The following is a 20,972-nucleotide window of genomic DNA, read 5'->3' as shown; positions in this document are numbered from 1 at the left end:
GGGGCACTGACATCGGCCGGGTGCCCGCCGGCCGGGGCCGTCGGCCCTGGGCGGGTTCGGGAAGGTGGCCGTGACGCTCGATGACGCGCTCACGCGGCAGGAGGTACTCCTCCCAGCGGCGGGGCGGAGGCCCCGGCGGACGCTGGGCGGCACGCGCGGCGGTGACGGTCCGACCTGGAACTGCTCGCGCGTCAGGCCGAGCGGCTTGCCCGGCCGCCAGTCGCTCTGTTCAGCGGGGGAACAGGTGTCGGCGGCCCAGGCGGTTCGCGCGGAACGACTGCCACTGACGGGGACGACCGGGCAGCCCGGGACCTTGCTGTCGCGTACGGGGACGGCGCCGGTGGGGCATCCATCGGCGACCTCGGGCCCCCGGGTGGCCGGAACCACCCGGGGGCCCGGGAGAGGGGGCGGCGCACGGGGGCCGCGGCGTGGTCAGACCGTCTCGGTCACCGGCGTCTTGGCCGTCGCCCCGTCCTCGCCGTCGGCCGGGCCGTCGGCCGGCTGCGGGCCCGCGCCCTTCAGCGGGACCTCCTTCACGAAGACCGACGCGACCAGGGCCAGGACGGCCACCGCCGCGCCCAGCAGGAACGCGCCGTGGGTGCCCGACGACACCGCGTGCTGGTAGGCGTCGCGAGCCGCCTCCGGCAGCTTGGCCAGGCTCGCCGCGTCCAGCTGCGCCGACTGCTCGGTCACCTTGGAGCCCAGCGCTCCGGCGCGCTCCGTCATGACGTCCTGGACGCGGTGGTTGAACAGGGCGCCCATGATCGCGACGCCGAAGGAGGAGCCGAGGGTGCGGAAGAGGGTGGTGGACGAGGACGCGACGCCCATGTCCCTCATCTCCACGCTGTTCTGCGCCACCAGCATCGTGATCTGCATCAGGCAGCCCATGCCGAGACCGACGACGGCCATGTAGAGGCCCGAGGTGAAGCGGGTGGTGTCGGTGTCCATCAGGGAGAGCAGGAACAGGCCGACCGTCATCAGCGCGCCGCCCAGCACCGGGAAGATCTTGTAGCGGCCGGTGTTCGTGGTGACCCGCCCCGCCACCATCGACGTGACGAGCATCGCGCCCAGCATCGGCAGGAGCAGCAGCCCGGAGTTGGTCGCGGAGGCGCCCTGCACCGACTGCTGGTACAGCGGCAGGAACAGGGTGGCGCCGAACATCACGAAGCCGACGATGAAGCCGATGATCGACATCAGCGTGAAGTTGCGGCTGCGGAAGATGTGCAGCGGCACGATCGGCTCGGCCGCCCTGGTCTGCCAGAACACGAATCCGACCAGCGCGGCGACGCCGATGCCGATCAGCTCCATGATCCGCGCGGAGGTCCAGGCGTACTCGGTGCCGCCCCAGGTGGTGACGAGCACGATGGCCGTGATGCCGATGGTCAGCAGCGCGGCGCCCAGGTAGTCGATCCGCGCCTGGCTGCGCTTCTTCGGCAGGTGCAGGACGGCGCTGACGGCGACCAGCGCGATCGCGCCGAGCGGCAGGTTGATGTAGAAGGACCAGCGCCAGCCCCAGTGGTCGGTGATGGTGCCGCCGACCAGCGGTCCGCCGATCATCGCCAGCGCCATGACGCCGGCCATCATGCCCTGGTACTTGCCGCGCTCCCGCGGCGGTATGAGGTCGCCGATGATGGCCATGACGCCGACCATCAGACCGCCGGCGCCCAGGCCCTGGACGGCGCGGAAGCCGATGAGCTGGCCCATGTCCTGGGCCATGCCGCTGAGCGCGGAGCCGGCCAGGAAGATCACGATCGAGGTCATGAACGAGCCCTTGCGCCCGTACATGTCGCCGAGCTTGCCCCACAGCGGGGTCGAGGCCGCGGTCGCGAGGGTGTAGGCGGTGACCACCCAGGAAAGGTGCTCCAGACCGCCCAGCTCGCCCACGATCGTCGGCATCGCGGTGCCGATGATCATGTTGTCGAGCATCGCGAGCATCATCGCGATCATGAGAGCGAGCAGGACCACCCGCACGCTCTTCGGCTGCTTGCCGGCACCGGCCTCACCGGTCCCCGCCTGTGGTGTCTCCGCCATCGCTCCCACTTCCCCCAGCTACCGCTGCTCTCCGGTCCCACTTACTTGCCGACCGGCAAGTTGACTACACTCGGGAAGGTAGTCGCGTAACTAGCCGGGCGTCAAGTAAGTTTTTCGGAAAGGGCGCGGAGCGGGCAGAGTGCGCTGAACAGGAGGTGCGCGGGAGAATGGGCGGCACGATGAACGGCACCAGGCAGCAGCGACGCCGCGGGGACACCCGCCAGCGCATCCAGGACGTGGCCCTCGGACTCTTCGCCGAGCAGGGGTACGAGAAGACCTCGCTGCGCGAGATCGCCGAGGCCCTGGACGTCACCAAGGCCGCGCTGTACTACCACTTCAAGACCAAGGAAGAGATCCTGGTCAGCATCTTCGAGGACCTCTCGCGGCCGCTGGAGGACCTGATCGCCTGGGGGCGGGAGCAGCCGCACACCCTGGAGACGAAGCAGGAGATCATCCGCCGCTACAGCGAGGCGCTGTCGGGTGCGGCGCCACTGTTCCGCTTCATGCAGGAGAACCAGGCGACCGTGCGCGACCTGCGCATCGGCGAGCTGTTCAAGACCCGCATGTTCGGGCTGCGCGACATCCTCATCGACCCGGAGGCGGACCTGGTCGACCAGGTCCGCTGTGTGAGTGCGCTGTTCACGCTGCACGCCGGGATGTTCGTGCTCCGGGACCTCGAAGGCGACCCCGAGGAACAGCGCGCTGCCGTTCTCGAGGTCGCCACCGATCTGGTGACCCAGGCACACCGGGGAGCCGGGGGCTCCTGATCCGGGTCCGGGTTCCGGCCGGTCACCGTCGGACGGTCACCGTCAGACGGTCACGCCCTTGTCCCGCAGGAACGAGACCGGGTCGACGGCCGAACCGTAGTTGGCGGTCGTACGGATCTCGAAGTGCAGGTGCGGACCGCTGGAGTTACCGGTGTTGCCGGACTTGGCGATCGACTGGCCGGTCTTCACGACCTGGCCTATCTTCACGTTCACCTTGGACAGGTGGGCGTACTGGGAGTACGTGCCGTTGCCGTGCTTGATGACGACCGCGTTGCCGTAGGCGGGGCCGTCGCCGGCGCCGTTGCCGCCGGCCTTGACCACGGTGCCGCCGTGCGTGGCGACGACGTTGGTGCCGATCGGCACGGCGAAGTCCTGGCCGCTGTGCTTGTGCGCCCACATGCCGCCGTTCTGGGCGAAGCTGGCGCTGAGCTTGTACTTCTTCACCGGGTCCACCCAGGAGGCGGCCTTCTTCTTGGTGGCCGTCTTCTTGGCGGTGGCCTTCTTGGCGCTCGCCGTCTCGGCCTTCGCCGCCTTGGCCTGCGCCGCGGCCTGGGCCTCGACGGCGCTCGCCGTGGTGGAGGAGGTGGAGGCCGCCGTGGTGCCGGTGGCGGCCGCGACCCCGGCTCCCAGTGCGACCGAGGCTCCGAGGCCGGCGGCCATCACCGCGGCGCGGGTGCGAAGGGTCGTACGGGAAGAACGGGACGTGACACGCGGAAACATTCGAACCTCATGGGGACGGGTACAGAGGAAAGCCCCTCCGAGCGAGACGCACAGGGCGCTCGTCGGCCGGGCTCAACCTTGGTAACCCGGCGGACCCGAACCGCACAAAGGTGTGACCTACGACGTTATTTAGTACTTGAGCGCGATACTTCACGACTCTTGACAGAGCAGCCATTCCGGACAAAACCAGCTCAGGCGCCCGGCGGCCGCCGAGCGGCATGGACCGTTATGTCCGATTTCGCAGTTCTCGTGGCTTCCACTATTCCCCGTAGTAAGGGACCAAGGGCCTGTGCGCCATGTCACCGGCGACCATGATCGAAAGGCCGGTGAATGTGACCGGGGCTACTCCCGGTCCGCTTAACCCGCCACCTGTAGAAGGGCGTTCACCTAGGCTCGCAACATGGTCGACGTCACAGCACTCGGGGCACGTGTCGCGTCCAGCGCGGTGGCTCCCCTCGTCCGCAGGCTCTTCGTACGGGACGGGCCCGGGGCGGGGCTGGTGGACCGGCCGGTGCGGATATCGGCGCTGGTGTCGTTCCGGGGCGAGAAGCGGACCGTCACCCCCAAGGACGTCGACCGGATCGCCCAGGAGCTGGTCCGCCGGGCGCTGGTGGCGGCCGGCCCCGGCGAGGAGCCCGTCGGGGCCGGCGAGGCGGGTGCCGTCAAGGACGCCCTGGCCCGCACCCTCGCCCGGCTCGGCGAGATCACCATTGAGGACTACGAGGCCGTCGGACTCGGACCGGAGCGCTTCGCCCGCGCGCTGCGTACGGACGTGCCGCTGTCGCCGTACGGGCTGAGCGAGGGCGGCCTGCTGCTCTACGAGCGGCTGCTGCACACCGCCGCGCTGCACATCCTGAACTTCCTCACCCAGCGCTCCACCTATGTGGCCCGGCAGCAGACCGTGCAGACCCAGCAGCTCGCCCGGCTCGTCCAGGGCGTCGACGTCCTGCTGGAACGGCTGCCGTCCCAGTCGGCCGATGACGCCGGGTTCGAGGAGCGTTACGCGGATCACGTCACCGCCCGCCACGGCACCCTCACCATCTACGGGCTGGACGCCGGTACCCGGGAGTGGCCGCTGGACACGGCGTACCTGAGCCTGGAGGCGACCCGGCCGCAGGCGGGGCGGGACGGGCACCGGGACACCGCCCACCCGACCGGGGCCGCCGAGCAGGTCCTCGCCGGCCAGGACCAGGTCTTCCTGCGCGGCGTCGCCGGATCCGGCAAGACGACCCTGGTGCAGTGGCTCGCGGTGACCACGGCGAGCCGCGTCTACGACCACGGGCTGACCCACCTCATCGGACGGGTGCCGTTCGTGCTGCCGATGCGCCGCATCGTGCGGCCCGGGGCCGAGCTGCCCTTCCCCGGCGACTTCCTGCGGGCCGTCGGCTGTCCCGTCGCCGGGGAGCAGCCGCCGGGGTGGGCGGAGCGGGTCCTGCGCGCGCAGCGCGGGGTGCTGCTGGTCGACGGCATCGACGAGATCGCCGGTGAGCGCCGCGCCGCCGCCCGGCGCTGGCTGCGGGAGCTGGTGCGGGCCTTCCCCGGCAACCTGTGGCTGGTCACCTCGCGCCCCTCGGCCGTACCGGAGGAGTGGCTGGCCGCCGAGGGTTTCGGCGAGCGCGTGCTGGCCCGGATGTCGCAGGACGACGTCGCCACCTTCGTACGGCGCTGGCACCGCGCGGCCGGTGCCGAGGCGTCGGTCGGCGAGGCCCTGCTGCGGTCGGTGCGGTCCACCCCGGAGCTGACCGGGCTGGCCACCAACCCGCTCATGTGCGGCATGCTCTGCGCCCTGCACCGCGACCGGCGCGGCTTCCTGCCGCAGGACCGCAGGTCCCTGTACGAGGCCGCGCTGACCATGCTGCTCGAACGCCGGGACCGGGAGCGCGAGCTGCACGACCCCGACGGGATCCGGCTGGCGTACGCGATCCAGGTGCAGCTGCTGCAGAAGCTGGCCTGGTGGCTGATCCGCAACAGCCGCCTGGAGATGGACCGGGCCGAGGCGCTCCAGCTCATCGGCGGCGCGCTGCCCGCGCTCGACCTGGACGGGGCCGGCGAGGAGGGCGTCTACCGGGCCCTGCTGCTGCGCTCCGGGCTGCTGCGCGAACCCGCCGAGGGGAGGGTGGACTTCCTCCACCGCACCTTCCAGGACTACCTGGGTGCCCGGCTGGCCGTGCAGGACCTGGACTTCGACCTGCTGGTCAACCACGCGGGCGACGACGCGTGGGAGGACGTCATCCTGCTCGCCGTCGCGCACGCCCGGCCCAAGGAGGCGGAGCACATGCTGCGCCGGCTGACCGAGGAGGGCACGCCGCGCGGCACGCTGCTGGCGGCGGCCGGGCTGCGCTACGCGGCCGAGGTGGAGCCCGGGACACGGCGGCTGGTGGAGGAGCAACTGGCCGCCCTCGTCCCGCCGTCCACCTTCGAGCTGGCCGGAGAGATCGCGCGCCGGGGCGGCGACCTGGTGCTCGCGCTGCTCCCGGGCCCGGAGGACGTCGACGACCTCACCGCCGCCATCGTGGTCGCCACCGCCGTGGAGGTGGGCAGCGAGGCCGCGCTGCACTTCCTGACCCGCTTCCGGGACCATCCGGGCCGGGACGTCCAGGTGATCCTGGCCGACTCCTGGCACCGCTTCGAACGGGACCGGTACGCCGGCGAGATCCTCGCGCACCTGCGCGAGCAGTGGCCCGTCCAGGTGTCCACCCTCGACGACCTGCGCTCGCTGCGCGCGCTGGGCGGCTGGGAGCAGATCGTGGTGCGCGGCGCGTACCGCATCGAGGACCTGACCGCGCTGATCGTCCCGGAGCGCCTCAGGTACCTGGCGCTTCAGGCCCCGCACCCGGTCGAGGGACTGGCCTGGCTGTCGGCCTTCCCGGCGCTGGACACCGTCCACGTGGCGTCCCGCGACGTGGACGCGGCCGTGGCCCGGGAGCTGCCGGCCGGCCTGGAGATCACCTGGGAGTCCGACCGGCAGCCGTCCCCCACCCACCACCAGGGGTAGCCCGCATCCATGGATACCGTCGTCCACACCCCGTCCGACCTCGCCGCACCCCTCGTCCGCAGACTCTTCCGCGTCCCCGACCGGCCGCCGGCGGGGCCCGAACCGGTGCCCGCCCTCACCACCTGGCAGGGCCCCGCGGACGACGTCCACCGCGCCGCCGCCGACCTGGTGCACCTCGCCGCCCAACGGCACACCGCGCCCACCGCCGAACTGGCCCCGGTCGTCGACGTCCTGGCCCGCACCCTGCTCGCCATCGCGCGGGTCGACGTCACCGACGCCGACGCGGTGCGGATGGGCCCGCAGGACTACGCGCGGCGGCTGCGGGGCGCGGTGCAGGGCGCGGACCGCGAACTGTCGCCGGACGCCGCCTGGTTCCACGACGCGCTGCTCGTCTCCGTCTGCCTGCACGTCCTGCACCACCTGGTACGCCGCTCCCCCTACCTCCAGCGGCAACTGCCGGGCCGGGCCAGCCGGATCGCGCAACTGGTCGACCTGGGGGACGCCGAGGCGGCGGCCCGGCAACCCGAGCGGTCGGAGGAGGACGCCGCGTTCGAGGCCGAGTACGCGCAGTGGGTGGCCCGGCGGCACGGCTGGCTGACCATCGTGGGCGTGGACTTCCCCAACGCGCCCGACCGTTGGCCGCTGGAGGAGACCTACCTGAGCCTCGAGGCTGAGGAACGCAGCGGCACCGCGGGCGTCACGGGCGACGAGCAGCGCACGGTGCTGCTCGCGGACCGGGCCCTGGAGGACCACGAGCGGGTGCTGCTGCGCGGCGGCGCGGGCTCGGGCAAGACGACCCTGGTGCAGTGGCTGGCCGTGGCCGCCGCCCGGCAGGGCTCCCGGGTTCCCTTCGTGCTGCCCGTGCGCCGCTTCGCCCGCGAGGGGTTCCCGGCGCCGGACGACTTCCTGCACGCGGTGCGGCACCCGCTCGCCGACCGGGCGCCGGAGGGCTGGGTGGTGCGCACCCTGCTCGCCGGGCGGGCGCTGCTGCTGGTCGACGGCATCGACGAGGCGCCCGAGAAGGCGCGCGGCGAACTGCGCGACCGGCTCCGGCGGCTGCTGCGCGTCTTCTCCGGCAACGGCTGCCTGGTCACCTCCCGCCCCTCCGCCGTGTCGGAGGGCTGGCTCTCGGGCGGCGGGCTGGCCGAGGAGGACTTCGTCGAGCTGTCCCTGGCGCCCATGTCCCGGGACCAGGTGACGCGGTTCGTCCGGGACTGGCACTCGGCGGCCCGGCTGGACGAGCGGGACCGCACCCCGGGGCCCCGGGAGCGCGGCACGCTGGACGAGTACGAGCAGCGGCTCCTGCACTCCGTACGGATCTACCGCGAGCTGCGCCAGCTCGCCACCAACCCCCTGATGTGCGGCCTGATATGCGCCCTGAACCGGGACCGGGCCGGCTCCCTGCCGAGCGGCCGCAAGGAGCTGTACGACGCCGCCCTGGAGATGCTGCTGCAGCGCCGCGACCCCGAACGGGACGTGCTGTACGCCGATGACGTGCGGCTCCAGCAGAGCACCCGGGAGCGGCTGCTCCAGAAGCTGGCGCACGCGATGCTGGAGGAGGACGCCTCGGAGCTGACCGCCGAGCGGGCCGTCGGCATCCTGGACGCCGCGCTGCCCGCGATGCCCGCCGCCCGCGCCCAGGGCGACGGCGCGAAGATCTTCCGCCATCTGCTGCACCGCACCGGCCTGCTGCGCGAACGCTCCGGCGAGTCGGTCGACTTCGTCCACCGCACCTTCCAGGACTATCTGGCGGCGAAGGAGATCGTGGCGCGCGGCCGGTTCCCCACGCTGGTGGACCACGCCCACCAGGCCGAGTGGGAGGAGGTCATCCGGATGTCCGCCGCGCACGCCCGCCCCGAGGAGTGCGCGCAGTTCCTGGAGCGGCTGCTCGCCCCCGCGCCCGGGCTGCGCCGGCCACAGATCAATCACCGCAGGCTGATGGCCGCTGCCTGCCTGGAGCACGTCACCGAACTCGACCCGGCCGTCCAGCAGCTCGTCCACGACCGGACGAAGAACCTGGTCCGCCCGACCACCGAGCTGGCCGCGCGCGGTCTCGGCTGGGTCGGCCCCATCGTCCTGGAGCTGCTGCCCGACCCGGGGCAGGTCCCCGACGACCGGCAGGCGCTGCTGCTCGCGCTCACCGCGACCCGGGTCGAGGACGACGCGGCCATCGACTACCTGGCCCGCCTCCGGTCCCGTTCCGCCCTGCCGGTGCGCACCGAACTCGCCCGGGGCTGGCGGAACTTCGACACCGAGCGGTACGCCCAGGAGATCATCGCCCACCTGGACCCGGACGGCCTGTACTTCCCGGTCGCCGACACCGCCGAGCTGGCGGCGCTGCGCGCTCTCGGCGGGCGGGCGCGCGTCCAGGTGGCCGGTGTGATGCGCGCGGAGGAGCTGACGGAGGGTCTGCTGCCCGACCGGCTGACCCACCTGTGGCTCAACGCGGAGCTGCCGGACACGGACGTCTCCTGGCTCTCCCACTTCCCGCAGCTGCGGGTCCTGCGGATCAATCCGCGGCTGCCGCGGGTGCGGAACGTGCCGGACGGGGTGGAGATCACCGCGTAGTCGCAGCTCCGGGCCCCTACTACTGCTCAGTAACCCAATCGTTGCCGTCCGGCCACTTGCTGGGGCAAGCATGCACGCGACAACTTTGGTGCCGTCAGGCATCCGCGCAGGCATGAGAGGAATCCAACCCCCCATGACCGAACAGACCGGACAGACCAGACAGACCCGGCGTACCTGGAAGCAGGCCGTCGGCACCGTGGCCGTCACCGCGGCGGCGCTCACCGTGGCGGTGACCCCCGCCGGCGCCGCCACTCCCGAGGCCCCGGCCGCCCCCGCCGTCTCGACCGCCGCCGTGACGGCCGCCGCCGCGGACGTCGACTACGACACCTGGCAGCGGGACTGCCGGGCCGTGATGGACGGCGCCCTGCCGTACCTGAAGGAGCGGATCGGCGACGCCCGGCCCGGCGAGAAGCAGGCGATCGTCCTCGACATCGACAACACCGCCCTGGAGACCGACTTCGGCTTCAGCTACCCGCAGCCCGCCAACCGGCCGGTCCTGGAGGCCGCCCGGTACGCCCAGGAGCGCGGCGTCGCGCTGTTCTTCGTCACCGCGCGGCCGGGCATCATCGAACTGCCCACCGAGTGGAACCTCGCGCACGCCGGCTACGACTCCTCCGGCCTGCACGTGCGCGGCTTCCTCGACCTGTTCCGGGACGTCGCCGAGTACAAGACCGAACAGCGGGCGAAGATCGAGTCGAAGGGCTACACGATCATCGCGAACATCGGCAACAGCGCCACCGACCTGTCGGGCGGGCACGCCGAGAAGACGTTCAAGCTGCCCGACTACGGCGGCCAGTTGTCCTGACGCCGGTGTCCTGACGCCGGATAGGCTCCCCTGGTCGACGACCAGGGGAGCCGCAGGTGGAACCGACCGTACTCGGCGGGAAGTTGGCGTCCAGCCTGGTCGCCCCGCTGGTGAAGAAGCTCTTCGTGACCGGCGGCCCCGGCGCCGCACTGGTCGACCGGCCGGTCCGGCTGACCCGCCTGGTGTCCTTCAGGGGCGAGCAGCGCACCCTCGGCGAGAAGGAGGTGCGCTCTCTCGCGGGGCGGCTGGTCGGCGACGCCCTGGACTCCCCCGGCGAACGCCCCTTCCCGCGCGACGAGGAGACGGCCGCGGCCGACGCCCTGGCCGCGCGGCTGCTGGCCCTCGGCGACCTGGACATGGACGACGTCCAGGCGGTGCGGCTGGGGCACCGGGAAATGGCCGCCCGGCTGCGGACCGCCGCCGGGCCCTGGGACGGCCTCTCCGCCGACGCGGGCCACTTCCTCGACTCCGCGACGGAATGGGCCTGCCTGCACATCCTGGAGTTCTTCACCCGGCGCTCCACATTCGTCGCCCGGACACTGGTGGAGCAGACCCGCGGCCAGGCGGAACTGATCGCCAAGGTCGACGAGCTGATCACCCGCGTCCCACGCCCGGACGCCCGGGACACGGCGTTCGAGCGCCGGTATCTGCCGTACGCGGCCGAGCAGTACAACCACATCACCATTTACGGCATCGACCTGCGCGACTCCCCCGACCGGTGGCCGCTGGAGGTCGCCTACCTGAGCCTGGAGGCCACCGGCGACGAGGAGCGCGCCACCCTGCCGGGCGGGCGCGCCGAACCGGAGCACACCGTCCGTCTCGCCGCCGAGCACGCCCTGCGCACCCACGACCGCGTATTGCTGCGCGGCGACGCCGGCTCCGGCAAGACGACCCTGGTGCAGTGGCTGGCGGTCACCGCGGCCCGGGACGGCGACCGGGTCCCGTACGTCCTGCCGCTGCGCACCCTCGTCCGGGCGGGCACGCTCCCGGCACCCACCGCCTTCCTCACGGCGGTGGGATGCCCGCTCACCCCGCCCGAGGGCTGGGCCGAGCGGGTGCTGACGGCCGGCCGGGGCCTGGTCCTCGTCGACGGCCTGGACGAGATCCCGGCCGCCGAACGGCACCGCACCCGCGACTGGCTCCTCGCCCTGATCCGCGCCTACCCCGGCAACCGCTGGCTGCTCACCTCCCGTCCCAGCGCGGTACGCCCCGACTGGCTGGCCGGCGAGGGCTTCCGGGAGCTGGCCCTGACCCCGATGAGCCGGGCCGACGTCACGACCTTCGTGCGCCGCTGGCACACGGCCGCGCGCGCCCCCGAGTACGAGGCCCTGCTGCTCGACTCCCTGCACACCAAGCGCGACCTGGCCCGCCTCGCCACCAACCCCCTGATGTGCGGCCTGATCTGCGCCCTGCACCGGGAGCGGCGGGGCTACCTCCCCACCGGCCGCAAGGAGTTGTACGACGCCGCCCTCACGATGCTGCTCGCCCGGCGGGACCGGGAGCGGGGCATGGAGTCCGTGGACCTCGGCGAGGAAGCCCAACTGGAGCTGCTCCAGCGGCTCGCGTACGCGCTGGTGCTGAGCGGGCGCACGGAGATGGACGTCGCCACGGCCGAGGGCATCGTGGACCGCGCGCTGCCGTCGGTCGCCTCGGCGGCGGGACGGGGCGACGCGGCGACGGTCCTGCGGGAACTGCTGCTCCGCAGCGGCCTGCTCCGCCGGCCCGCCGAGGGCACCCTGGACTTCGTCCACCGCACCTTCCAGGACTACCTGGGCGCCCGGTACGCGGTGGAGGAGGGCCACCTGGACGTCATCGCGGGCCATGCGGCCGACCCCCACTGGGAGGACGTGATCCGCATGGCGGTGGCCCACGCCCGCCCCGGTGAGCGGGCGGTCCTGCTGCGCCGGCTGCTCGCGGCGGACACCCCGCGCCTCACGCTGCTGGCCCTTGCCTGCCTGGAGTACGCCACCGCGCTGGACCCGACGGTGCGCGCGGAGGTGGAGGCCCGGGCCGGGGCGCTGATTCCGCCGGGTTCGACGGAGGACGCGAAGGCCGTCGCGGAGGCGGGTCCGCTGGTGCTGGAGCTGCTGCCGGGCCCGGAGGGGCTGTCGGACGCGGAGGCGCACGGGGTGACGGTGACGGCCTCGCTGCTGGCGGCACACGAGCCGGCCGGCGCCCTGGCGGTGCTGCGCAGGTTCCGGGGCCACCCCTCACTCGACGTGCGGCGGCAGCTGGTGGGGACCTGGGACCGCTTCGAGCCTCGGGAGTACGCGACGGAGGTGCTGGACCACCTGGACCGGACGGCCCTCTTCCTGACCTGCCGGACCAAGGCCCAGCGCGAGGCGCTGCCCGCGATGGGACCGTGGAGCCATCTCACGTTCCTCGGGGACCACCCGATGGCCGGGATCACCGACTGCGTGACGGAACCGGGGGCGGTCGAGGAGCTGCAGCTCGTCAACAACACCGCGGTGACCGAACTCGGTGACCTGTCGGTCTTCGCGTCCCTGCGGCTCCTGCTCGTCGACTGCCGGTCGGTCCGGGACCTGGGACCGCTCACGGCGCTGTCCCTCACCGCCCTGCTGATCAGCCGGACCGCCGCCGATCCCACCGGCCTCTCGGACCTGGCCTCGATCACCCATCTGACCGTGGCGCACCGGCTCCCCGGCACACGGCTGACGGACTCCCTGCCCGCGGGCGCGCCCCTGCGGTACCTCTACCTCGGCGAGGACGCCATCGCCGGTACCGGTCTTCGGGGTCTCTCCCACTGGGAGACGCTGGAGGCCCTGTACCTGACCCCGAGCACGCGCCTCACCGCCGAGGACTGGTCGGAGGTCCAACGGCTGCCGCGGCTCGGCATCCTGTACCTGCACAGCTCCCTGTTCCCCGACGGCATCGGGACGATGCCCACGCTCCCGGGCGTCGACGACCTCAACCTCATCGCCCTGGACGGGGACGAGGACATCTCCGTCCTCGCGCCCCGCCTCCCCGACGTGCGTACGGTCGCCCTCCAGCCCGCCCCCGGCACCTCCCTCGACGGCGCCCGCCTCGCCGCGCTCTTCCCCGGCGCCGAGGTGACCCTGGGGTGAGGGCACCGGCATGACGAAAGGGGCTGCCCGGGACCGAAGTCCCGGGCAGCCCCTTTCTCGGCTCACCCCCGGAGGGCTACGCCTCCTTGCTCAGGTTCGGCCCCGCACCGCCGGCCGCCTGCTCGATCGGCGGGACGTCGGGCAGTGCCGACTTCTCCTCGCCGCGGAACGTGAAGGTCTGGGACTCGCCCTCGCCCTCCGTGTCCACGACGACGATGTGGCCCGGGCGCAGCTCGCCGAAGAGGATCTTCTCCGACAGCGTGTCCTCGACCTCGCGCTGGATCGTGCGACGCAGCGGACGCGCGCCCAGCACCGGGTCGTAGCCCTTCTTGGACAGCAGCTCCTTGGCGGACTGGGAGAGCTCGATGCCCATGTCCCGGTCCTTGAGGCGCTCGTCGACCTTGCCGATCATCAGGTCGACGATCCGCAGGATGTCGTCCTGGCTGAGCTGCGGGAAGACGACCACGTCGTCGACGCGGTTGAGGAACTCGGGCCGGAAGTGCTGCTTCAGCTCGTCCTGGACCTTGTTCTTCATGCGCTCGTAGTTGGTCTTCTTGTCACCCGCGGCGGCGAAGCCGAGGTTGAAGCCCTTGGAGATGTCCCGCGTGCCGAGGTTGGTCGTCATGATGATGACCGTGTTCTTGAAGTCCACGACCCGGCCCTGGGAGTCGGTCAGGCGACCGTCCTCCAGGATCTGCAGCAGCGAGTTGAAGATGTCCGGGTGGGCCTTCTCGACCTCGTCGAAGAGGACGACGGAGAACGGCTTGCGGCGGACCTTCTCGGTCAGCTGGCCGCCCTCTTCGTAGCCCACGTAACCGGGGGGCGAACCGAAGAGACGCGACACCGTGTGCTTCTCGCTGAACTCCGACATGTCGAGGGAGATCAGCGCGTCCTCGTCGCCGAAGAGGAACTCCGCGAGCGCCTTGGACAGCTCGGTCTTACCGACACCGGACGGACCGGCGAAGATGAACGAGCCACCCGGACGCTTCGGGTCCTTCAGGCCGGCACGGGTACGGCGGATCGCCTTGGACAGCGCCTTGACGGCGTCGACCTGGCCGATGACCCGCTTGTGGAGCTCGTCCTCCATGCGCAGCAGGCGCGAGGACTCCTCCTCCGTGAGCTTGAAGACCGGGATGCCGGTGGCCGTCGCGAGGACCTCGGCGATCAGCTCGCCGTCGACCTCGGCGACGACGTCCATGTCGCCGGCCTTCCACTCCTTCTCGCGCTTGGCCTTCGCGGCGAGGAGCTGCTTCTCCTTGTCGCGCAGGGACGCGGCCTTCTCGAAGTCCTGCGAGTCGATCGCGGACTCCTTGTCGCGGCGGACGCCGGCGATCTTCTCGTCGAACTCGCGCAGGTCCGGCGGCGCGGTCATCCGGCGGATCCGCATCCGGGAGCCGGCCTCGTCGATCAGGTCGATCGCCTTGTCCGGCAGGAAGCGGTCCGAGATGTAGCGGTCGGCGAGCGTGGCCGCCTGCACCAGGGCCTCGTCGGTGATCGAGACGCGGTGGTGCGCCTCGTACCGGTCACGGAGACCCTTGAGGATCTCGATCGTGTGCGGCAGCGACGGCTCCGCGACCTGGATGGGCTGGAAGCGGCGCTCGAGGGCCGCGTCCTTCTCCAGGTGCTTGCGGTACTCGTCCAGCGTGGTCGCACCGATGGTCTGCAGCTCACCGCGGGCCAGCATCGGCTTGAGGATCGAGGCGGCGTCGATGGCGCCCTCGGCGGCACCCGCACCGACCAGCGTGTGCAGCTCGTCGATGAACAGGATGATGTCGCCGCGCGTGCGGATCTCCTTGAGCACCTTCTTCAGGCGCTCCTCGAAGTCACCGCGGTAGCGGGAGCCGGCGACCAGCGCGCCGAGGTCCAGGGTGTAGAGGTGCTTGTCCTTGAGGGTCTCGGGCACCTCGCCCTTGACGATGGCCTGCGCGAGGCCCTCGACGACGGCGGTCTTGCCGACGCCGGGCTCACCGATGAGCACCGGGTTGTTCTTGGTACGGCGGGACAGCACCTGCATGACCCGCTCGATCTCCTTCTCGCGCCCGATGACCGGGTCGAGCTTGGACTCACGAGCGGCCTGGGTGAGGTTCCGGCCGAACTGGTCGAGGACCAGGGACGTGGAAGGCGTGCCCTCCGCAGGACCGCCGGCGGTGGCGGTCTCCTTGCCCTGGTAACCGGAGAGCAGCTGGATGACCTGCTGCCGCACCCGGTTGAGATCGGCGCCCAGCTTGACCAGGACCTGGGCGGCGACGCCCTCGCCCTCACGGATCAGGCCGAGCAGGATGTGCTCCGTGCCGATGTAGTTGTGACCCAGCTGGAGGGCCTCGCGGAGCGACAGCTCCAGGACCTTCTTGGCACGGGGGGTGAAGGGGATGTGACCCGACGGGGCCTGCTGGCCCTGCCCGATGATCTCCTCCACCTGCTGGCGGACCGCCTCGAGCGAAATCCCGAGGCTCTCAAGGGCCTTGGCGGCGACACCCTCACCCTCGTGGATCAGGCCCAGGAGGATGTGCTCGGTGCCGATGTAGTTGTGGTTGAGCATCCGGGCTTCTTCCTGAGCCAGGACGACAACCCGCCGCGCGCGGTCGGTGAACCTCTCGAACATCGTTAATCGCTCCTCAGAGCGGTCAGGCAGTAAGGGGAACTTCCCCTCCCTGTCCTTCCGCAGCTTAGTCCCGCAAGCGGGGACCGCTCATTCCAACTGCCGACACCGTCGATGGCCTCCTGACCCCTGACGCCGACATCTGCCACAACCCGATGGTGCGAGACGATGTTCCCGCAGGCCAGGCACTTACCCCACTCGCCAGTACGCCGATGGCGAACGCGAGACGGCCCGGGCTGCGTGTCGCCCCCTCCCACTAGGGATGTCTTACCCGCTGGGACTGACACTCCATGCCGCGTGCACCGGTTCCCTCCGCTACGGGCGAACAACCTTGCACCTCCCCGCACCCCCGCACGCCCCCATCACCGACACTCTGAGTGATCGTTAGGGTGCCAAGCGTAACTCCAGCGTACTTTCGACCGTTGCGCTTGGCATGGTTGGCGCCCTGCCCCCGGTACCCATCGCCCCTCCGGCCGCTCCCGTCCCTCTGGTCCCACCCGTCCCCCCGGCTTCCGTCGCCGTCGTGCCGCCGCCGCGCCGGTCGCTCGAGGCGGGCGGCGCGCGATGGGGAGGGGTGCGGTCCTGGTACGAGGACGTCCTCGGATGGCCGACGGTGCCCGGGGCTCCGCCCCGGCTGCGCGTGGGCGTCCGCTTCGACGTCCTGGACGTCCCGGCCGAGGCCGGTCGCGCGGCGCTGGAGCGGCTCGGACCGACGGGCCCGGTGGCCGTCCGGGGCGAGCGGATGCTGCTGCTCGTGGCGGCGGGCGGCGCGGAGGAGGTGCCGGGGCTGCTGGAGTGGCTGGAGTGGGGCTCGCTGCCGCTCGATCTGACCGTGGTGGGCACGGGCGGCGTCATGGACGCGCCCCTCGCGCCCGCCACCGGGCCGGGATCCGGCCCTGACGGGCCGCGGGGGGCCGCCTGCTGGCTGCGGCCCCCGGAGCCGGGGTGCGAGGTCGAGACCTCGCTGCCGGCGCTGTCGGTCGTCGGGGGCGCCGGAACCGCCCCGGACCTCGCACGGCTCGTCCGCACACTGGCTACGCAGTGCCACCGGGTCCGGCTCCGCGCCGGGCGCGGCCGGTGACAGCGGAGCGGGCGATGACGCGGGCGGTGTCGCGGGCCGGGTGATCAGCCGTTGGCCTTCTCGTACGCCTCGCGGATGATCGCGGGAACACGGCCGCGGTCGTTGACCTCGTAACCGTTCTCCTTCGCCCAGGCGCGGATCGCCGCGGTGTCCTGGCTGCCACCGGAAGAGGCGCGCGCCTTGCCGCGACCACCCGAAGCACGGCCTCCGGTACGGCGGCCACCCTTGACGTAGGCATCGAGAAGACCACGGAGCTTGTCCGCGTTGGCGGTGGTGAGATCGATCTCGTACGTCTTGCCGTCGAGCGCGAACGTCACGGTCTCGTCTGCCTCGCCGCCGTCGAGGTCATCGACAAGAAGGACCTGAACCTTCTGTGCCACCGGATTTCCTTTCATCGATAACGTGAGGGCCGGAGGTCCGTCGGCGTCCGCCGTATCGCCGTCCCTTGTTATATGCAGTACTGCACTACGCCGGAAAGCAAACCGCTTTTGCCGGAAAAACACAAACCCCCGACGGAGGCCGGCAGCCCGACTCCGGGCCGGAAACATACGCGTTTCGGACATAGGGTCTGGCCCTGTCCGGCGGTCACAGATGCAGAAGCATCCGACTGTTACCCAAGGTGTTCGGTTTCACTCGTTCGAGACCGAGGAACTCCGCAACGCCCTCGTCATAGGAACGCAGCAGCTCCGCGTAGACATCGGCGTCGACCGGCGTCTCCCCGATCTCCACGAAGCCGTGCTTGACGAAGAAGTCCACTTCGAAGGTCAGACAGAAAACGCGGCGAACACCGAGCCCGCGTGCCGTGTCCAGCAACTTCTCCAGCAAGTGATGTCCCACGCCGGCCCCCTTCAGGCCCGGCTTCACCGCGAGAGTGCGCACTTCCGCGAGGTCTTCCCACATCACGTGCAGGGCACCGCAGCCGACCACCTCGGCGTTGTCGTCCCGTTCCGCGACCCAGAACTCCTGGATGCTCTCGTAAAGCGTCACCATCGCTTTGTCGAGCAGGATACGGTCGCGGACGTACGCGTCGAGGAGCCGGCGTACGTCCGGGACATCCCTGGTACGGGCCCGCCGGACGGTGATGGCATTTGACATGTGGGGACGCTATCGCTCGCCGCCGTCCGGTACCGAGCCGGGGTTGGGCGCGGGGGTTTCCGGTCCCTGCACGATGCGGATGGCGTCTCTGAGCGCCTGCCGCTGTTCCTCGCTCATCATGCCGAAGAAGGCGATGAGTGCGGCGGCCGGGTTGTCGCTCTGCGACCACGCGTCGTTCATCAGCGCGGCGGCGTAGGCGGCGCGGGTCGAGACCGCCTCATATCGATAGGCCCGGCCTTCCGACTCGCGGCGGACCCAGCCCTTCTGATGGAGATTGTCCAAAACGGTCATCACGGTGGTGTACGCGATGGACCGTTCCTGCTGGAGGTCTTCCAGGACTTCTCGAACGGTCACGGGGCGGTTCCACTTCCACACCCTCGTCATGACCGAGTCTTCGAGTTCTCCCAATGGGCGAGGCACGCTCCGAACGATAGTGGGAGATCTGGCCGATCGCGTGCCGGACGTGCGGTTTTGCTGGCAAACGGGCGTGCAAAGGGCGTACGGCTCCCGTGGTAGTGCGGGAGCCGTACGCGCGACGGGGTCAGCCTTCGGCGCGGGGGGACTGCTGCCGGGCGCCCTCGGCCCGGGCGAGGGCGGCGTCCACGGCCGCGTCCTCCTTGGCCTTGGCGGCGCCGCCCTGGGTCTTCACGATCACCCGGATCAAGCCGATGAAGAAGACGGCCATGACGGCCGGGGGCAGGAGCGCGGAGACGTAGTCCATGGACCCAGGGTAGCCAGCGGGTGTCAGCCGGCCGCGAGGTGGTGCCGTGAGCCGGGGGCGGGCGGGGCCGGCTTGCGGCGGGGAAAGACCTCGCCGGGGGTCGGGACCGGGCGTTTCGGGGTGGCGGGGGCCGGGGCCGGCCGGGGGGCCGGCTTCTGGGCGGGCTTCTGGGCCGGCTTGTCGGGCTGCTGGCCGCCGGGGAGGGCGTGCAGGTGGGTGCGGGCGGCGGGGAGCCTGACGGTGGGGGCGGCGGGGGGCGCCGGGGGTGCGCAGCGGGTCAGCAGCGCGGCCGCGGTGGGGTTGCCGCGCAGGGCGCCGAGGGCGGCGAGGTCCTCCGCGTGGGGGCGGTGGCCGGCGCCCAGGGCCTCGTCCAGCAGTGCGAGGTAGCCGGTGGCGGTGCCGGGGAGGGCGGCGCGGTACCGGGCGAGGTCGGCCACCAGGAAGGCGCGTAGCCGGGCGCTCTCCCGCATCGCCTCGTCGAGCGACTCTGCGAGGCGGAGGCAGTCCTGGGCCTCCTCCGCCGAGACGGGACTGGGGTTCAGGGCACGGGCGAGAGCGCGCCGGAGCACACACAGCTCCTGAGCACCGAACGCCATGCCGCCGCGGGTTCCGTAGGGCGTGGGCATGCGGTGACGATACGCGCTAATCAGACAAACTCGGCATAGGGGACGGGTGTGGCGCGGCGGGATGCCCACCGCGTCACACCCCGGGCGCCCCTACAGACGGGACACGTTCCGTTCGTAGACCAGCCGGAGGCCGATCAGGGTCAGCCAGGGCTCGTGCTCGTCGATGACCGAGGCCTCGCCCAGCACCATCGGCGCGAGTCCGCCCGTCGCGATGACCGTGACGTCCTCGGGGTCGTCGGCCAGTTCGCGGGCCATGCGGTTGACGACGCCGTCCACCTGTCCCGCGAAGCCGTAGACGATGCCCGACTGCATCGCCTCCACCGTGTTCTTGCCGATCACACTGCGCGGGCGGGCCACCTCGATCTTGCGGAGCTGCGCGCCCTTCACGCCGAGCGCCTCGACCGAGATCTCGATGCCGGGGGCGATGACCCCGCCGACGTACTCCCCGCGCGCGCTGACCGCGTCGAACGTCGTCGCCGTGCCGAAGTCCACGACGACCGCCGGGCCGCCGTACAGCTCGACGGCCGCGACGGCGTTGATGATGCGGTCGGCACCGACCTCCTTGGGGTGGTCGGTGAGGATGGGGACGCCGGTCTTGACGCCCGGTTCGACCAGGACCGCGGGGACGTCGCCGTAGTAGCGGCGGGTGACCTCGCGCAGTTCGTGCAGGACCGAGGGGACCGTCGCGCAGATGGCGATGCCGTCGATGCCGTCGCCCAGCTCGTCGCCGAGGAGCGGGTGCATGCCCATCAGGCCCTGGAGGAGGACCGCCAGCTCGTCGGCCGTGCGGCGCGAGTCCGTGGAGATGCGCCAGTGCTCGACGATGTCCTCGCCGTCGAAGAGGCCCAGGACGGTGTGCGTGTTGCCTACGTCGATCGTCAGCAGCATGGCCCTACTCCGCCGCTCGCAGGTCCAGGCCGATGTCCAGGATCGGGGAGCTGTGCGTGAGGGCGCCCACGGCCAGGTAGTCGACGCCCGTGTCGGCGTACGCCTTGGCGTTGGTGAGGGTCAGGCGGCCCGAGGCCTCCAGGGCCGCTCGGCCGGCCACCAGGGCGACCGCCTCCTCGCACTCGGACGGGGTGAAGTTGTCCAGCAGGATCAGGTCGGCGCCCGCGTCCAGCACCTCGCGGAGCTGGTGCAGGGTGTCGACCTCGACCTCGATGGGGACCTCGGGGAAGCGTTCCCGGACGGCCTGGAACGCCTGCGCGACGCCGCCCGCGGCCACCACGTGGTTGTCCTTGACCAGGGCCGCGTCCGACAGGGACATGCGGTGGTTGACGCCGCCGCCGCAGCGGACGGCGAACTTCTCGAGGCCGCGCAGGCCGGGCGTCGTCTTGCGGGTGTCGCGGACCTCGGCCTTCGTGCCGTCCAGAGCGTCCGCCCACGCGCGCGTGGCCGTCGCGATGCCCGACATGCGGCACAGGAGGTTCAGCGCGCTGCGTTCGGCGGTGAGGATGTCGCGGGTGCGGGTGGTGATGGAGAGGAGCTTCTGGCCGGGCTCCACGCGGTCGCCGTCCTCCACATGGCGTTCCACCTCGAACTCGTCCGTGCAGACGACCGAGAGGACCGCCTCGGCGACCCGGAGGCCCGCCACCGTGCCCGCCTCCCGGGCGGTGAAGTCGGCGGTGGCCACGGCGTCCTCGGGGATGGTCGCGACCGTCGTCACGTCCACGCCGCCCGCCAGGTCCTCCTGGACGGCGAGGTTCGCGATGTCCTCGACCTCCACCGGGTCCAGTCCCGAGTCGAGCAGGAGCGCCGCGAGAGCGGGGTCGAGGCCGCACTCCAGGTACGCGTCTTCGTCGGTTTCCGCGCCGCAGGCGCAGCCGTCGCCGCAGCCTCCGGAGGGGGCGAGGGGAAGGTCGGGGGTGTTCACTGCTC

The 20,972-nt window shown here is 71.6% G+C and carries 16 protein-coding genes; 6 read left to right on the top strand and 10 right to left on the bottom strand.

Annotation, left to right across the window (positions count from 1 at the left end):
• Positions 1–432: 432 nt before the first annotated feature.
• Positions 433–2,031: an MDR family MFS transporter gene (locus tag ACGF3J_RS17370; RefSeq protein ID WP_161326589.1), complete on the bottom strand. Its 1,599-nt coding sequence runs from the start codon at positions 2,029–2,031 to the stop codon at positions 433–435.
• 179 nt (positions 2,032–2,210) lie between these two features.
• Here ACGF3J_RS17370 and ACGF3J_RS17365 point away from each other — a divergent pair, with 179 nt between their 5' ends.
• A complete protein-coding gene (locus ACGF3J_RS17365; protein ID WP_125493182.1) occupies positions 2,211–2,798 on the top strand; it encodes a TetR/AcrR family transcriptional regulator in 588 nt (195 codons plus the stop codon).
• Between the two features lie 42 nt (positions 2,799–2,840).
• Here ACGF3J_RS17365 and ACGF3J_RS17360 read toward each other — a convergent pair whose 3' ends face one another.
• Complete coding sequence (locus tag ACGF3J_RS17360) at positions 2,841–3,518, bottom strand: M23 family metallopeptidase (RefSeq protein WP_393854252.1); 678 nt, start codon at positions 3,516–3,518, stop codon at positions 2,841–2,843.
• Positions 3,519–3,918: 400 nt separating this feature from the next.
• On the opposite strand from ACGF3J_RS17360, the gene ACGF3J_RS17355 reads away from it, so the two are divergent.
• The 4 genes from ACGF3J_RS17355 (at position 3,919) to ACGF3J_RS17340 (ending at position 12,972) form a co-directional block, all read left to right on the top strand.
• Positions 3,919–6,513, top strand: a complete 2,595-nt coding sequence (locus tag ACGF3J_RS17355; RefSeq protein WP_393854251.1) for an NACHT domain-containing protein — start codon at positions 3,919–3,921, stop codon at positions 6,511–6,513.
• Between the two features lie 9 nt (positions 6,514–6,522).
• Entirely contained in the window at positions 6,523–9,081 is a 2,559-nt protein-coding gene (locus tag ACGF3J_RS17350; protein ID WP_161325919.1) for an NACHT domain-containing NTPase, read from the top strand.
• 133 nt (positions 9,082–9,214) lie between these two features.
• On the top strand, positions 9,215–9,886 hold the full coding sequence (locus ACGF3J_RS17345) for an HAD family acid phosphatase (protein WP_161325920.1): 672 nt from the start codon (positions 9,215–9,217) through the stop codon (positions 9,884–9,886).
• A 56-nt stretch (positions 9,887–9,942) separates the two neighbouring features.
• On the top strand, positions 9,943–12,972 hold the full coding sequence (locus ACGF3J_RS17340; protein ID WP_161325921.1) for an NACHT domain-containing protein: 3,030 nt from the start codon (positions 9,943–9,945) through the stop codon (positions 12,970–12,972).
• Positions 12,973–13,048: 76 nt separating this feature from the next.
• On the opposite strand, the gene ACGF3J_RS17335 is transcribed toward ACGF3J_RS17340, so the two are convergent.
• Entirely contained in the window at positions 13,049–15,574 is a 2,526-nt protein-coding gene (locus ACGF3J_RS17335) for an ATP-dependent Clp protease ATP-binding subunit (protein WP_122616868.1), read from the bottom strand.
• A 430-nt stretch (positions 15,575–16,004) separates the two neighbouring features.
• Between ACGF3J_RS17335 and ACGF3J_RS17330 the strand changes: the two genes are divergently transcribed.
• The gene (locus ACGF3J_RS17330) at positions 16,005–16,652 is read left to right on the top strand and encodes an SCO3374 family protein (RefSeq protein ID WP_161325922.1); all 648 of its coding nucleotides are present in this window, start codon (positions 16,005–16,007) and stop codon (positions 16,650–16,652) included.
• 44 nt (positions 16,653–16,696) lie between these two features.
• On the opposite strand, the gene ACGF3J_RS17325 is transcribed toward ACGF3J_RS17330, so the two are convergent.
• From ACGF3J_RS17325 to nadC, 7 genes are all read right to left on the bottom strand, one after another.
• A complete protein-coding gene (locus ACGF3J_RS17325; RefSeq protein WP_064729127.1) occupies positions 16,697–17,032 on the bottom strand; it encodes an Lsr2 family protein in 336 nt (111 codons plus the stop codon).
• A 205-nt stretch (positions 17,033–17,237) separates the two neighbouring features.
• Entirely contained in the window at positions 17,238–17,747 is a 510-nt protein-coding gene (locus tag ACGF3J_RS17320) for an amino-acid N-acetyltransferase (RefSeq protein ID WP_161325923.1), read from the bottom strand.
• A gap of 9 nt (positions 17,748–17,756) precedes the next feature.
• Positions 17,757–18,155, bottom strand: a complete 399-nt coding sequence (locus tag ACGF3J_RS17315; protein ID WP_161325925.1) for a BlaI/MecI/CopY family transcriptional regulator — start codon at positions 18,153–18,155, stop codon at positions 17,757–17,759.
• A gap of 133 nt (positions 18,156–18,288) precedes the next feature.
• Entirely contained in the window at positions 18,289–18,468 is a 180-nt protein-coding gene (locus ACGF3J_RS17310) for a hypothetical protein (RefSeq protein ID WP_161325924.1), read from the bottom strand.
• A gap of 23 nt (positions 18,469–18,491) precedes the next feature.
• Complete coding sequence (locus tag ACGF3J_RS17305; protein ID WP_386934231.1) at positions 18,492–19,094, bottom strand: hypothetical protein; 603 nt, start codon at positions 19,092–19,094, stop codon at positions 18,492–18,494.
• A gap of 90 nt (positions 19,095–19,184) precedes the next feature.
• On the bottom strand, positions 19,185–19,982 hold the full coding sequence (locus ACGF3J_RS17300; RefSeq protein WP_161330432.1) for a type III pantothenate kinase: 798 nt from the start codon (positions 19,980–19,982) through the stop codon (positions 19,185–19,187).
• 4 nt (positions 19,983–19,986) lie between these two features.
• Entirely contained in the window at positions 19,987–20,967 is a 981-nt protein-coding gene (nadC, locus tag ACGF3J_RS17295; protein WP_346346198.1) for a carboxylating nicotinate-nucleotide diphosphorylase, read from the bottom strand.
• Positions 20,968–20,972: the final 5 nt, after the last annotated feature.

The organism is Streptomyces sp. NPDC048171 (assembly GCF_043202655.1).
In the GTDB taxonomy this organism is placed as follows: domain Bacteria; phylum Actinomycetota; class Actinomycetes; order Streptomycetales; family Streptomycetaceae; genus Streptomyces.
This window is presented reverse-complemented; position numbering and strand designations above follow the sequence as displayed.

Coding starts and splice junctions, on each gene's coding strand:
- ACGF3J_RS17345 (WP_161325920.1), top strand. CDS start 9,215: ATGACCGAACAGACCGGACAGACCAGACAGACCCGGCGTACCTGGAAG.
- ACGF3J_RS17300 (WP_161330432.1), bottom strand. CDS start 19,982: ATGCTGCTGACGATCGACGTAGGCAACACGCACACCGTCCTGGGCCTC.
- ACGF3J_RS17330 (WP_161325922.1), top strand. CDS start 16,005: ATGGTTGGCGCCCTGCCCCCGGTACCCATCGCCCCTCCGGCCGCTCCC.
- ACGF3J_RS17355 (WP_393854251.1), top strand. CDS start 3,919: ATGGTCGACGTCACAGCACTCGGGGCACGTGTCGCGTCCAGCGCGGTG.
- ACGF3J_RS17320 (WP_161325923.1), bottom strand. CDS start 17,747: ATGTCAAATGCCATCACCGTCCGGCGGGCCCGTACCAGGGATGTCCCG.
- ACGF3J_RS17335 (WP_122616868.1), bottom strand. CDS start 15,574: ATGTTCGAGAGGTTCACCGACCGCGCGCGGCGGGTTGTCGTCCTGGCT.
- ACGF3J_RS17370 (WP_161326589.1), bottom strand. CDS start 2,031: ATGGCGGAGACACCACAGGCGGGGACCGGTGAGGCCGGTGCCGGCAAG.
- ACGF3J_RS17310 (WP_161325924.1), bottom strand. CDS start 18,468: ATGGACTACGTCTCCGCGCTCCTGCCCCCGGCCGTCATGGCCGTCTTC.
- ACGF3J_RS17350 (WP_161325919.1), top strand. CDS start 6,523: ATGGATACCGTCGTCCACACCCCGTCCGACCTCGCCGCACCCCTCGTC.
- ACGF3J_RS17305 (WP_386934231.1), bottom strand. CDS start 19,094: ATGCCCACGCCCTACGGAACCCGCGGCGGCATGGCGTTCGGTGCTCAG.
- ACGF3J_RS17360 (WP_393854252.1), bottom strand. CDS start 3,518: ATGTTTCCGCGTGTCACGTCCCGTTCTTCCCGTACGACCCTTCGCACC.
- ACGF3J_RS17365 (WP_125493182.1), top strand. CDS start 2,211: ATGAACGGCACCAGGCAGCAGCGACGCCGCGGGGACACCCGCCAGCGC.